At 41.6% G+C, this 14085-nt stretch carries 13 protein-coding genes; 1 reads left to right on the forward strand and 12 read right to left on the reverse strand.

What is annotated here, in order from left to right; all coding sequences use genetic code 11:
* Nucleotides 1–166: 166 nt before the first annotated feature.
* On the reverse strand, nucleotides 167–4900 hold the full coding sequence (locus KJR31_RS05420; protein ID WP_214262419.1) for an endo-beta-N-acetylglucosaminidase: 4734 nt from the start codon (nucleotides 4898–4900) through the stop codon (nucleotides 167–169).
* A gap of 299 nt (nucleotides 4901–5199) precedes the next feature.
* On the opposite strand from KJR31_RS05420, the gene KJR31_RS05425 reads away from it, so the two are divergent.
* Nucleotides 5200–6831 (forward strand): Na/Pi cotransporter family protein, encoded by a 1632-nt coding sequence (locus KJR31_RS05425; protein WP_214262420.1) that lies wholly within the window; start codon nucleotides 5200–5202, stop codon nucleotides 6829–6831.
* A gap of 28 nt (nucleotides 6832–6859) precedes the next feature.
* Here the strand turns inward: KJR31_RS05425 and KJR31_RS05430 are convergent, their stop codons facing one another.
* The 11 genes from KJR31_RS05430 to racE all read right to left on the reverse strand — a co-directional run bounded on the left by KJR31_RS05430 (nucleotide 6860) and on the right by racE (nucleotide 14078).
* The gene (locus tag KJR31_RS05430; protein ID WP_214262421.1) at nucleotides 6860–7156 is read right to left on the reverse strand and encodes a bacteriocin immunity protein; all 297 of its coding nucleotides are present in this window, start codon (nucleotides 7154–7156) and stop codon (nucleotides 6860–6862) included.
* 24 nt (nucleotides 7157–7180) lie between these two features.
* Nucleotides 7181–8245, reverse strand: coding sequence for a glutamyl aminopeptidase (pepA, locus tag KJR31_RS05435; RefSeq protein WP_214262422.1), 1065 nt, complete (start codon nucleotides 8243–8245; stop codon nucleotides 7181–7183).
* 120 nt (nucleotides 8246–8365) lie between these two features.
* Nucleotides 8366–8602, reverse strand: a complete 237-nt coding sequence (gene yidD / locus KJR31_RS05440) for a membrane protein insertion efficiency factor YidD (protein WP_214262423.1) — start codon at nucleotides 8600–8602, stop codon at nucleotides 8366–8368.
* On the reverse strand, nucleotides 8602–9327 hold the full coding sequence (locus KJR31_RS05445; protein ID WP_214262424.1) for a pseudouridine synthase: 726 nt from the start codon (nucleotides 9325–9327) through the stop codon (nucleotides 8602–8604). Before KJR31_RS05445 ends, yidD begins: the two co-directional genes overlap by 1 nt.
* A complete protein-coding gene (gene scpB, locus KJR31_RS05450; protein WP_214262425.1) occupies nucleotides 9314–9883 on the reverse strand; it encodes an SMC-Scp complex subunit ScpB in 570 nt (189 codons plus the stop codon). The genes KJR31_RS05445 and scpB overlap by 14 nt, the downstream gene beginning before the upstream one ends.
* Before the next feature lie 12 nt (nucleotides 9884–9895).
* Nucleotides 9896–10630 carry a segregation/condensation protein A gene (locus KJR31_RS05455; protein ID WP_214262426.1) on the reverse strand — a complete coding sequence of 245 codons (735 nt, stop codon included), beginning with the start codon at nucleotides 10628–10630 and terminating at the stop codon, nucleotides 9896–9898.
* Complete coding sequence (xerD, locus tag KJR31_RS05460) at nucleotides 10630–11364, reverse strand: site-specific tyrosine recombinase XerD (protein WP_214262427.1); 735 nt, start codon at nucleotides 11362–11364, stop codon at nucleotides 10630–10632. The genes KJR31_RS05455 and xerD overlap by 1 nt, the downstream gene beginning before the upstream one ends.
* Nucleotides 11361–11822 (reverse strand): cyclic-di-AMP-binding protein CbpB, encoded by a 462-nt coding sequence (gene cbpB, locus KJR31_RS05465; protein WP_214262428.1) that lies wholly within the window; start codon nucleotides 11820–11822, stop codon nucleotides 11361–11363. The genes xerD and cbpB overlap by 4 nt, the downstream gene beginning before the upstream one ends.
* On the reverse strand, nucleotides 11819–12340 hold the full coding sequence (locus KJR31_RS05470) for a metallophosphoesterase (RefSeq protein WP_214262429.1): 522 nt from the start codon (nucleotides 12338–12340) through the stop codon (nucleotides 11819–11821). The genes cbpB and KJR31_RS05470 overlap by 4 nt, the downstream gene beginning before the upstream one ends.
* Nucleotides 12316–13326: a nucleoside-triphosphate diphosphatase gene (locus tag KJR31_RS05475; protein ID WP_434223047.1), complete on the reverse strand. Its 1011-nt coding sequence runs from the start codon at nucleotides 13324–13326 to the stop codon at nucleotides 12316–12318. Before KJR31_RS05475 ends, KJR31_RS05470 begins: the two co-directional genes overlap by 25 nt.
* The gene (gene racE, locus KJR31_RS05480; protein ID WP_214262431.1) at nucleotides 13284–14078 is read right to left on the reverse strand and encodes a glutamate racemase; all 795 of its coding nucleotides are present in this window, start codon (nucleotides 14076–14078) and stop codon (nucleotides 13284–13286) included. Before racE ends, KJR31_RS05475 begins: the two co-directional genes overlap by 43 nt.
* Between the last annotated feature and the right edge of the window lie 7 nt (nucleotides 14079–14085).

Genomic DNA, 14085 nt, shown 5'->3' on the forward strand with positions numbered 1-14085 from the left:
CTTAAACTTTTGCCCTGAACCATTTCTCGCCGGTAAATATAGAGAATCTATCAAGCAACAACAGATACTCCCGTTTTTCACCTCAGCAAGTCTAAAAAAAGATTTGACCATGAATAGTCAAATCTTTTTTATTGATATGAAGTCAATTTTAGATACACTATCTAACTTAATCTTCTTTTTTCTTTTGGGCAAGTAATCCGAAACCACCTAGAACTCCAACCAATCCAAGGGCAAGGAGATTCGCATCTACTTCTTCACCTGTATTCGGAAGTTGTTTTCCTTCAGGTTTCTCAGCTTGTGCTTCTGCTTTTGCTGGTTCTTGCTTCGCTGCTTGTGCTACTGGAGCAGGGACAAGAGGTTTGTCAGTTTGGACATCAACTTTTGGCCCAATCTCAACAATCTCAGTTACAGTTTCTTTGACTACTTCTGTCCCCTTAAGACTGCGGTTGCCTTCTGTGTCAACTTCTACAAGATTTCTACGAAGCCCTTCAACTCCGGCCTGAACAATTTGACGTTCTCCTGCTTGAAGGCTAGGATTTACTCGTTCTTCATGTCCATATGCAATCTTTTCTTCTTCAACAACCAATGCTGGATTGCTGATTGTCAAATCTTTGACTCCGTCTACTGGCTGAACACGACTTTCTACCTTCGTACCAACTTCAGTAATTTCTGCTACGGCTTCCTTGACAACTTCTGTTTGAAGAAGAGTACGGTTACCTTTGGCATCAACTTCAATCAGACGACGAGTCTGACCTTCTACACCTACCTGAACAATACGACGTTCTCCCACCAAGAGGTCTCCTGACGGACGTTCTTGGCGTTCGAAGGCTTGAGTTTCTGTTTCAATCACTAACTCAGGTAGAGTTTCAACTGTTGGAGCAGTTTCATCTTCTAAACTACCTACATGATGGCTTTCTTCTGCAGGAGTTAGTTTTTTATTCAGCTTTTCTTTCATGTCCGCAAAGGCTTCTGGAGTAGGATTTGTTGAGCCAACGAGAGTTTCTGTTTGAGCGATGATTGGATCGTCTGCATTTTTCTCACGAACTTTCCCTAGAAGAGTTTCAAGTTCTTCCTTAGCTGCTTGATAAACCTGTACACCATTCAAGTCAGCACCAGCTTGTTTCAAGTCATTCAAGGCTTGGTTGACTGCTTCTTGACTAGCATCGTGGTTTTCTAAAATCGCTTTTGCTGCATCAATCTTCTCAACAAGAGCTGCTTGTTTTGCTGCATCAGCAAATGTATATGCTACTGTTTCTTTGCGACCTTGAGCAGATGTGATTTCTTGTTTCAGATATTCGTCGTTAATGGCTGCCTTAGGTGATACTAGAACATCAAATTCGACAGTTTGTCCTTGATAGTGCAATTGAAGTTTTTGACGGCCTGTTTTTTGAGCATCATAACCTGTAATTTCGACTCCTTGGTCTGTAAAGCTATGTTCTGTCTCCGTTTCATCATCATACAAGACCTTGAAGCGTCCCTCTGATAAGTCAAGAGTATCGCCTACAAAGTAATCAATTTTCGGTTGCTTGCTAATATACAAGGCTGCGACTTCTTTTGGACCAGCTTCTTCACCAGTCACTTGAACCTTGAAGCTTCCTGCAACTGGAAGACCAAGATAGGTTACCGTTAACTCTTGTTCACCATGATGGTGAGCATCGTAGCCGTTAACAACTACACCTGCATGACTGAGATTGATGACTTCGTCTGCTTCTTCACCCTCATATTTGACGCGAAGAAGACCACCTTTGAGATTCAATTCCTCACCATCTTGATAAGTTGCTTTTTTAGGTGCTACTTCTAGACTGACAGCCTTAATCTTTCTCTCATCCTGAGGAATCGTCACAGCAAGAGTATTACTGATTTCTTTCCCTGGCAATTGTGTACGATAGTAAAGAAGACTCGGACGTTTTTCAAAGTTTAATGGGTCTGTTGCCAAATCCCCTCCAACTACTGTATTCAAGGTAGCGATTGGAGTTTTTGAATCTGCCTTGTCATAAACTGTGATGGTAGCTCCAGCAGGAACTTCTGAGAATCCAAGTTGAATCTTATTGTCCGTTAGAACACGCGCTGCGACTTTAGCCATTGGGATGTTTTGACTCTCAGTGTCAAGAGCTTCATACATCTTCCAGTTATAGATACGAATGGCTTTCCATGGTGTTCCATTGTCAGATGTAATAACGTTCAAACGCCAGTCTTGCGCCGTAATTGGGCTATCAAGGGTAATGTCTGAAACGTGAGCTCTATTGCCACGAACAGCCTTGGCTAGTTTCCATTCTCCAGCTTCATCCTTATAGTAGAGGTCAAAGTCCTTAGTATTCATCAAACCATCGTTGACAGACTCTCCGCCAGCACCGGCATGGTCCATGACCCATCTAACGACACGGCGTGGTTGTGTCAAACGGATATCAACACTACCGCTTAACTGAGCAGAAGACCATTTATCAGATAAGCTAGTGATAGTTCCATTCAACATACCTTCGATACCTTCGCCGCCTTCTGTTTCTGGGAAGGTACTTCCGATAACAGTCGCTCCTGGAACGATATTTTCTGCTAATGGTCTTGGAAGACTTGTGTCTTGGACAGTCATTCCCCACTCAAAGTTTGTAGTTGCTGCTTCAGAACGAAGGCCATTCTTACCAACTGCGACAACCTTCAACTCTTGACTAGTACCAGTTGCACTAGCTGAACGGCTAACTTTTGGTAGGTAGATAGTAGTAGCTGATGATCCTGTCAATAGACGCCAAGCATCGCCATCCTTCTCATAAACTTCATAGAAATCAGCATCTTTATTTCCAGTAAATTGGACAATGGCTTCTGCTTCTTGAGCATTTTTCAGAGATTGTTTAGCTACTTTAAGAGCTGTTGGTGCTTGAGGAGCCTCTTGATTATCTGTTACAGTCAACTCACCCAAGTTAAATTGATAACCCTTAAGGGCAACAGTATTTTCAAAAGTGAGCTTGATACCGTAAATAGTCTGACCTGCCAAAGCACTCAAGTCAAATTCGTCTTTTGTCCAATCGTCAGATAAAGTCAGCTCTTTACGAGTATTCTCGCCACCATAGGTATAGTTTTTCTGAGTCGCAAACTCTACATAGACCTTGCTTCCCTTACCACCTTTATGAGCAACACGAAGTTTTGTTTTATCTGTTACTTCCAGTTTAGTAGAGTAAAGGCGAACATCTTGGTTGGTATTTTCAGCTAAATCACCCGCAAACTTAAGTGAGTTACCACCATTGTAGGCATCTTCAAAGTCATAGTCAGCTTGAAGTTTAGCACCTGATGAAGTTTGCCACCAGCGCCATGTAGGCAAGATACCTGATACTGAACGATAGTTCCATTCCGAATCCTTAGAAACTTTACCGTCTACAAACCATTTTTTACCATGTCCTGTGTTAAAGGATGTTGTAAAGGTACGTCCCACTGCTGGTGTACGGTCAGCTACTAGGTTAGCAATTCCGTACCAGTCCTTGTCATCTGGTTTTTGACCAGTTGGATCTCCTTGGTAACCTGTAAAGAAGATATTTTCATTCTTGTGATAGTCTTCTCCTGTCTTCCCAAGACTAGTGATAGTATCAGGGGCAAAGAGACCAAGTGATAAGCGAAGTTTGCCATTTTCATCAAAAAGGGCATCCCATTTCACTTTTGTCTTATAAGAACCACCCTGTTGCAATTCCAAACCAGCAAAGACATCGTACTGGCTACGCTCTAGCCATTTTGCCATAGCTACAGAGTAATCATTTTTCTCTTTGGTCCAGTTAAAGTTGGCAAAGAAGTGATCCGCAGGAACCTTGTCTCCCTCTTTTTGCATGAATGGATAATTGTATTCACCGAGTCCGTCTTCGTGATAACGACCATATTCATAAGTCATGGCATCATACCAAGAATATTTCACTGGATGATTAACTTGAGCCGCATATTCCTTGGTATAGAGCATGAAGTCACGCATTTTCTTACCAAGAGGCGTTACGATATCTCCTGTTGTTTCTTGGTTAATAAAATAGCCATCAAATCCATAATATTTAGCCAAATCAACCAACTTGCGAGCGATAGGGAAAGTACCGTCTTCGTCTTGTTGAAGGGCTGCAGCAAATTTTTCTTGGTCTGCAATACTATTAGACCAGTTGAAGAAGAGAGTACCCAATACTGGAACACCATTACGGTGACCAGCATCAATCACGTCCGGAGTTGGAACGAGTCCTTCCCAGAAGACCATTGAATTCAAGTATTGCCAGTAGTCAAAAGCATAGGCTTTAAACTCTTCACCACCTACAGAAGCATGATCTTTAGCCTTAGAGTTAGTATTGGCAAGAGCTTCAACCTTGGCATCCTTATTGGCTTTTTCGTTGACTACATGCCCACGGTAACGTTTAGCCAATTCAACTGAGGAACGATTAATAGCGTCGTCTTCACGGGCACCCGGTTCCCATTTCAACAAATCTTCCCAAGTGTCAAACTTAATTTCTTTTGGTCGAAGACTTTTTTCTTCTTTCTTAGGAACATCTGAGACAGTTGCTTTCTCTTCAGCCTTATTTTCTGTAGCTACAGGTGCCTCTTCAGCCTTAGGCGCTTCAGCAACCGGACTAGCTACTTCCTTATCAGCTGCAGTCAATTGGTCCAAGGTTGGTTTTTCTTCTGAAATAGGTTGTTCACTAACCTTGTTTTCTGTCTCTTCCAACTGCTTTATTACCTCAGGTGAAGCTGTAGTTGGTTGCTCTGATGTGGTTGGCGATGCTTGCTCTGTAGCCACGGCAGTAGTCGTTGTTTCATTCGCTGGGATTGCAACTTCTTCTGCTAGAGCTTGGTTGGCAAATAAAACCGAACCAATCATCAAAGAGCAGGCACCAACTGATAATTTTCGAATACTATAGCGGCAACGTTTCTCAAAAAATGGATTCTTCATTTTTTCTCCTTTCACTTCCAAAAAGTAAGCGCTTTATTTTTATTTAAAAAAAGTAACTGCCCTTAAAATAGCAGAACTGTTCATTTTCATTTTACGATATTTATAAGTAGAGTCAACAGTCATCCTAAAATATCTATAAAGGGGTGAATAAATGATATAAATTAGACAATCAACCGCCTTTTTCCTACATTTTAATGATATTTTTCTAAAAAACTGTATTTACTACTTGTTAGATTGCTTAGAATCCTTTAAAATAGAATGGGAGAAATTCCGCGATTAGTTTTCGGAGGAAAAAGAAAATGTCCATTAATTGGCAGGAAATTGCATTTCACTTTTTAGGTGGTCTGGGACTATTCTTATATAGTATCAAGACCATGGGAGACGGTTTGCAACAAGCAGCTGGAGATCGTCTTCGATATTACATTGACAAATATACTAGCAATCCTTTCTTTGGAATTTTAGTTGGAATTGGGATGACTGCCCTGATTCAATCGAGTTCAGGTGTTACGGTTATTACAGTTGGTCTGGTTAGTGCCGGACTATTGACCCTGCGTCAGGCTATTGGGATTGTTATGGGAGCCAATATTGGAACAACCGTCACATCCTTTATCATCGGTTTTAAATTGGGAGACTACGCTTTACCGATGCTCTTTATCGGAGCTGTCTGCCTCTTCTTTACAAAAAATCGCTCGATAAATAATGTTGGACGAATCCTCTTTGGTGTCGGTGGTATCTTCTTTGCCCTCAATCTTATGAGTGGCGCTATGGAACCCCTTAAGGATTTACAAGTCTTTAAAGACTACATGGTAGAACTTAGTAAAAATCCAATCTTGGGTGTTCTTGTCGGAACAGGTTTAACCCTTCTGATTCAAGCCTCCTCCGCAACCATCGGGATCCTACAAAATCTCTACGCTAGCAATCTGATTGACCTTCAGGGTGCCCTACCAGTTCTCTTTGGAGATAACATCGGAACAACCATCACTGCTATTATCGCTTCCTTGGGTGCTAATATTGCAGCCAAACGTGTAGCCGCAGCCCATGTAGCCTTTAACGTTATCGGAACTGTTATCTGTATTATCTTCCTCGTTCCATTTACAGGCTTAATCCAATGGTTTGAGAGTTTCTTAAATCTAGCTCCAGAAATGACCATCGCCTTCGCCCACGGAACCTTCAACATTACCAATACAATCATTCAGTTTCCATTCATCGGAGCTCTTGCCTTCTTGGTAACCAAGCTTATCCCTGGAGAAGACGAAGTTGTCAAATATGAGCCACTTTACCTTGATGAGCAACTGATCAAACAAGCTCCATCTATCGCTCTTGGAAATGCTAAAAAAGAACTTCTACACTTAGGTAATTATGCTGCGAAAGCCTTTGACCTCTCTTACGACTATATCATCAACTCTAATGAAAAAGTTGCAGAAAAGGGACATAAGACTGAAGAAGCTATCAATACCATTGATGAAAAATTGACTCGTTACCTCATTAGTTTATCTGGTGAAGCTTTGAGCCAAAAAGAGAGTGAAGTCTTAACAAATATCCTTGACTCTTCACGAGACTTGGAACGTATCGGAGACCACGCAGAAGCCCTGCTCAATCTTAACGATTACTTGCAACGCAAGAATGTTCAGTTCTCTGAGGCTGCATTAGAAGAACTAGCAGAGATTTATCTTAAAACTAGCGAATTCGTCAAAGATGCTCTTGAAAGTGTAGAAAATAACGACCTCGAGAAAGCAGAAACTCTTATTGAACGTCATGAAGCTATCAATAAGATGGAACGTGTCCTTCGTAAGACTCATATCAAACGTCTAAATAACGGAGAATGTTCTACCCAAGCAGGTGTCAACTTTATCGATATTATTTCACACTATACTCGCGTGTCAGACCACGCTATGAACCTTGCTGAAAAGGTTTTGGCTGAACAAATCTAAGATAAAAAAATGCTTTGATTCTTTCGAATCAAAGCATTTTAAATAACTCTCCAATCATAAAGGAAGAGGCAGCTGCACCCTTGTACCTAGCTTCTTCCTTTTTGATATAGCGGGCCAGATTGACTAACTCTGGCGCAGGTGTTCTAGGATTCTTGAGTAGTTCAAGTGTGACTAACCCTGAAAGTCGGACTGCTAGCAATCGCTCATTAGTGCTGGGAAACTGCTTAGCAGTTTCTAGGAGTTCAGCCACTAAATCTTCACTCAAGTTTTGACGGGCATGATTGTAAAGGTCCCGTATCAAGGTTTCTAGGTTTGGTTCTTCCATACCCATCACTTCCATCTTTTCAGTTTAATAATTTTTGATCAAATCTACAGTAGAGCGATCTAATTTTTTAACCAAGGCTTGTAGGAAGGACTGAGCTTCAAGGAAGTCATCCATTGCATAAAGGGTTTGGTGAGAGTGGATATAACGAGCGCAGACACCGATTGTTGTAGATGGAACACCAGCATTTTTCAGATGAGCTGCTCCTGCATCTGTACCACCTTTTCCACAATAGTATTGGTATTTGATACCAGCTTCTTCAGCAGTTGTCAAAAGGAAGTCCTTCATGCCTGGGAGAAGCAAGTGACCTGGGTCGTAGAAACGAATCAAGGTTCCGTCACCAATCTTGCCTTGGCCACCATAGACATCACCTGCTGGTGAACAGTCTACAGCAAGGAATACTTCTGGATCAAATTTTGTTGTAGATGCGTGGGCACCACGAAGTCCAACTTCTTCTTGGACGTTAGCCCCAAGGTAAAGTTCATTTCCTAGTTTTTGACCTGACAAGTTTTCAGCCAACTCACTAACCATGAGAACACCATAACGGTTATCCCAAGCTTTTGAGATGATATTTTTTTCATTAGCAGTTAGGATAGCACTACTATCTGGAACGATTGTGTCTCCAGGACGGATACCGAAACTTTCAGCTTCTGCCTTATCCGCAAAACCACCGTCAAAAACGATATCTGAAATAGCTGGCATAGTTGGTCCACCTGTGCCACGAGTCAAATGTGGAGGAACTGAACCTGAAATTACTGGGATTTCACGTCCTTCGCGTGTAAAGAGTTTGAAACGCTGGCTACTAACAACCATAGGGTTCCAACCACCAATGCTGACTACTCGGAAGGTCCCGTCTGCTTTGATTTCACTTACCATGAAACCAACTTCATCCATGTGAGAGGCTACCAAAACACGAGGTGCATTGGCTGCTTCTGAGTGCTTAACCCCAAAAATACCACCCAAGCCATCAGTCACAACTTCATCCACGTGAGGTGTTAATTTTTCACGAAGATAAGCGCGAACAGGTGCTTCATGACCTGAGATAGCAGAAAGTTCTGTTACTTCTTTGATTTTAGAAAATAATGTTGTCATTTCTATCCCTTCTTTCTTTCAACCATTTTACCACTTTTTATAGGAGAAAGGTAGTAGAAATCAACATTTTACCATCTAACTTATTTCCTGCAATAAAAAGAATCACGACTGTGATTCTTTTTATTTTGAATTTCTCTTTAAAGAAAAGTGATCTGGTACGGAATCCTTACCCTCTTTGGACCAAGGATGACATCGCAATATCCGTGCTAAGCCCATCAGAACTCCCTTGGCACCATGCTTTTCGATAGCTTGTATCATGTAGTTCGAACAAGTCGGTTCAAAGCGGCAAGATGGCGGGAAAGCAGGCGAGATAAATCGTTGGTAAAAGTGCACTGGCGCAATTAAAATTTTTTTCATTATTTATTATTGGTTACAGCCATGGTGTGTAATTGACTGATTTCTTTTTTATTAAGACGACGTGATTCTCCTGGACGAAGACCCGTTAAGTCTAGATGTCCAAAACGAGTTCGAGAGAGTTTATCCACTTGAAGGCCAACAGCTTCAAACATCTTTTTAACCTGGTGATTGCGCCCTTCATGGATGGTCAACTGTACCACAGAGCGATTTTTAACCGGATCTACTTTGAGAATTTCGTAAACAGCTGGCTTAGTTTTCTTGCCATCAATCTCAAGACCACGAGTCAAGGGACGGAGATTTTCTTTATTGGCAATTCCTTTTACACGCGCCACGTAGACCTTATCAATCTCATTACGAGGGTGAATCATCTCGTCTGTAAAGTCACCATCGTTGGTCAAAATCAAGACTCCAGATGTATCCCAGTCCAAGCGACCTACAGGGTAAATCCGTTCTTTCACATTAGGCAAGAGATCAACAACAGTTTTACGTCCCTTGTCATCTGTCACACTGGAAATCACTCCACGTGGTTTATTGAGCAGATAGTAAACCTTTTCTTCGTTATAGATGGGTTGACCTTCAACCTCAACCTTATCGCCAGACTTAATGGTTGTCGCTAATTCACGTACTACCTGACCGTTAACAGTCACCAAGCCTTGTTTGATCAACTCTTCTGCTTTTCTCCTACTGGCCACACCTGCGTGGGCAATATATTTATTGATTCTCATCTTCTTCTATCCTTTCACCAAATAATTGGCTTTCTTGTGCCTGAATATCAAGCTCATCAATCACAGGCAACTCTTCCAAGTGATTAATCCCCATGTAATCTAAGAAATAATCCGTCGTTACATAGAGATTAGGGCGCCCAAGAACTTCTTTTTTCCCGTCTTCTCGTATCAAGTCAAAGGCCTGTAACTTAGCTAAGGCCCCACTCGAATTAACCCCACGAATAGCATCGATTTCTATACGTGTGATGGGTTGCTTGTAAGCAATGATGGACAAGGTTTCAAGGGCAGCCCGAGACAGGCTCTGATTGATAGGTGCCTTAGAGTATTCTTTCAAAACGGCTGCAAATTGAGGCTTGGTCACCAATCTGTAGGCACCACCGGTCTCAATCAGTGCTAAACTAGAATCCTGGTCTTTTTCATACTTTTTGGCTAATTTTTCTAAACTTTGCTGAATCCCAGTCGGTGGAAGCGATAGAACCTCCGCCAGCTGGCGGGCTCTAATGCCATCCTCCCCCGCTACAAACAGGAGCGCTTCTATTTTTGCTAAAGTACTCATACTTCCTCTCTATCAAGCCTGACTTTGCTCTACTTGATTTTCGTCTTTCTTATTCATGAGATAGATATCTCCAAAACTCTCTTTTTGAATCAAGAGAATTTCTTGGGTTTTAATCAACTCCAGGGTAGCTAAAAAGAGTGTAATAACCTCTTGCAAATCCTTGGTTTCTTTAAACAAATCCTGCAAGCATAATTGTTGACCTTCAACCATGGCTTCTCGGACGATAACCATCATATCCTCAATCTTATACTCATCTCGTAAAATAGTTGTATGATTTTTCGAGAATTCTTCCTTTTTCTTGGTCAATAAAGTTGAGAAGGCTAAGAAAAGATCAATCGTCGTCTTATCATGCACAAGTTCTGCATCCTCGTAAATTAACTCTGTCGGTGCTTTTGAGTAATATTGAGCTCGTTCCTGGTGCTTCACTTCCAACTGCTCTCCCAAAAGTTTAAATTTGCGGTATTCTTCAATCTGAGAAAGGAGGTCCTGCTCAAGGTCATCTTCTAAATCCGTCACTTCTGCAACCTTTGGTAAGAGCTTGCGACTCTTGATTAGCATCAGTTGGCTAGCCATCACCATATACTCTCCTGCCACTTCTAAACGCATGGCTTGTAAAGTTGATATGTAGGCTAGATACTGCTCGATAACTTCTGTAATCGGTACATCATAGATATCCATCTGATACTTTGAAACCAAGTGTAAGAGCAAGTCCAAAGGCCCTTCAAAATCTTTTAATTTAATATCCATTATCTATATTTTTCTAAGGTCATGACTGTTTTTAATCCTAACTTTTTAGCGATTTCGTACAAGTCAACCTTTTCTTCAATTTGTCTCAGTATAAACTGTTCTCTCAATCCTTGAGCCGATAAATCTGCAAAACCTTTTTCCTTTAGAAAGGATTCTAACTGACGAAAGGCCCATTGACGAGAGTATGGCTTACCAGTTTTTTCAAAGATGTAGGTCTGTCCCATCAAGGGTTCTAACTCTGCAAGTAATTTTGTGGGAAGACTCAAGATTCTTTGCTGAGAGGCTTTATTGATTCTCAATACTTGAAAGTCTAGATTCACATCACTTGTTTTTAAGGCTAGAATCTCACTCGGCAAGAGGCCTAATTCCACTATCAATAAAGCTATTAAACGCCCTTCTGGATAGGTACTTTCTTGCCAGAAAGAACTCAAGTCTAAAAGTTCTGACTTGACTTGTTTCTTCTCAGCCTGTTTCGGCAATTCCAAACGATAAAAGGTGCCAATCATTCCTTTCTGATATAAAAAGTAAAGAAATTGATTGCAAGCAGAAACTTTACGCTTTTGGGCACTAATCTTAAAATTTGATAGTTGAGCTTGGTAGATTTTTAAACTTGTCTCAGAAATTCGTTCTCCAATAAGATCTAAAAACTGCTCCAAGTCATACTTATAAGACTGTTTAGAATTACTAGATAGATTTTGTTTTTCTTCTAAAAATGTTAAAATCCATTCTCTCATTTGCTTCGAATCTCATATTCCTTACTAAAATCATGCAGAAGGGCATTGACAGCCTTAAGGATTGATTTCCGTGTAATAATCCCTTGGAAAATTCCATCCTTATCAACAACTGGCAGGAAAGGCTCATCCACTAGCTTATGTAAAACATCCGTCAATGTATAGTCTGGATTAACTACCGCGACATCCTTCTTTGTCATGTGAACAATATCCATATCCGCCATGACTTCCTGACTCAAACCCTGCTCCATTTGATATGCAAAAATATCTCTAAGCCCAATGGTTCCAACAAATTTTTTCTCAGCAGTCACGACTGGTACTCTGGTATAGGTCATCTGGCTAAGGAGGAGAATTGCATGATCTGCATTGTGAGTATCAATGAGCACAGCCAAATTTTCAGCAGGAGTCAAAAAGGTTTCCTCTTGCTCCAGTAAAAATAGTTCAAATTCCTTGGCAATCATCGAGCAAACTCCTTAGACAAGCCTGGATATACCTCATGATTACGTGTCAAAAAATCTACTTTGAAATAGCTATCATCAATTTCCACACGAGCGTAGAGACATTCTCTGATGGTTCCACGTGGTTGGCTGATAGAACCTGGATTTAGAAAGAGGGTCTTACCCGCCATCCAAGCACTTGGAACATGCAAGTGACCATAGAGACAGATATCTGCCTCTTCTTCTTGTGCCCAGAAATCCAATTTTTGAAAATTAAAGTTAATATCAAACAAGTGGCCATGAGTTTGGATAATCTTAGTTGGACCTAGTTGGATTACTAAACGTTCTGGGTAATCTGAATAGAAATCCATGTTTCCTCTAACTACCTGAATCCCTTCCCAGAGTGGTGAATCTGGGCGAAGCTCCGAGTCACCATCGTGAAAAATGGCATCAACTTTCCCCAGATAGCGATCACGTATTTCTTCTACAATCAAGCTATCTCCGTGGGAGTCACTCATTACAATGATGGTTTGCTTTGCCATGATGGAAATACCTCCAAAAGTTTCTTAACGGCTAAGGCACGGTGGGATTGACTATTTTTTTCTTCAAGGGTTAATTCGGCTGATGATTTACCAGTTTCTCCTACTAGGAAAAGAGGGTCATAGCCAAAACCATTTTCACCCTTAGGTTCAAAGTTAATGTAGCCCGGCCAATCAGCTTCGACCACCAAACTTTCCTTACCTGGGCTAGCCACGACCAAGGTGGTGTGGAATTGTGCCGAACGGTCCTTGAGTTCAAAGACCATGGCTAATTCATGCAAAAGCTTAGCATTGTTTTCCTGGTCAGTGGCTCCCACTCCTGCAAAACGAGCTGACCAGACACCTGGCAATCCACCGAGGACATCGACTTTAAGACCTGAGTCGTCTGCCAAAACCATCTTGCCTGTTAATTTGGAGATGGTTTCAGCCTTAAGACGAGCATTTTCTTCAAAGGTCATACCGGTTTCAGCAACTTCAGGCAGGTCTGGATAATCATTGAGATTCTCCACATCATAGCCAAGTTTGTCAAAGATAGCACGAAATTCCTTGGTTTTACCCTCGTTACGAGTCGCAATCAGCAAAGTTTCTCTGACCTTGTTTGTCTCAAAGAAGGCTTCCACATCGACTCCTTCTTTAGGTAATTCAACATGCAAGAGTTGTCCATTTTCAACTAAGAGCAAGGCACCTTGGCGTTGAATGACTTCCAAGTTTCGACCTGCTTCTGCATTTAAAATCTCAACGATAAAAGATAGCAAGCGGAAGTTGGAAGACCAGCGCATTACCGTAATCGTGATTGGAAAACCATTTTCCTCATCACGGAAAATGCGAGCCAAATCCATAAAACCAAGATCAAGAGGATCTTTTATGAGACTATAAATTCCACCGTAGACGTCCCAGACACCTACATACCAGTCCTGGTCATCCTTGTATTCATAAATTTTGTTTGTCATAATGTTACATGCTCCACATGAATCTCTTTTTCTAGCCATTCGGCTCCAATTTGGGCAAAACTATGGCTATTTGCAGTCGTATAAAAACGGTGTTGTAGAGGCCCTGCATCGCGGCCACGATTAATCTCGAAATAATTAAGTAAGACAGAGATATCCCGCACGCACTCTGCACCACTATCAATCAGTTTTACGTCAGGCCCCATCACATTCTGAATAATAGGTCTGAGAAGCGGATAGTGGGTACAACCCAAAATCAAACTGTCTACCTTGCCCACTAATGGACGCAAGGTTTCATAAACTACTTTCTTGGTCACACTGGTTGAAAGAGCTCCAGATTCAACCAAGGGAGCAAACTTGGGACAAGCCAAACTTGCCACCTGCAAATCTGGATCCAAATCATGGATTTTTTGTCGATAGATATCTGATTGTACGGTCATCGGTGTTCCAATCACCCCGATTTTCCCACCCTGACTTGCTTTGATAGCCGCTGAAGCGCCAGGTAAAATCACTCCAAGAACAGGAATATCTAACTGGGCTTTAATTTCTTCCCAGACGACTGCTGTTGCTGTATTACAAGCAATGACAATCATCTTGACATCCTTGGTCAAAAGAAAGTTGACCAACTGCCAAGTATATTCACGAATTTGCTCAGCAGGACGAGGCCCGTAAGGCGCTCGTGCCGAATCTCCAATATAGACGATTTCTTCATGAGGAAGCTGGCGCATGAGCTCACGTACGACGGTCAAGCCTCCAACACCAGAGTCCAAAAAACCAATTGGTCGATTATCCATACAGTCT

This window comes from Streptococcus infantis, from assembly GCF_018499575.1.
Taxonomy (GTDB): domain Bacteria; phylum Bacillota; class Bacilli; order Lactobacillales; family Streptococcaceae; genus Streptococcus; species Streptococcus infantis_K.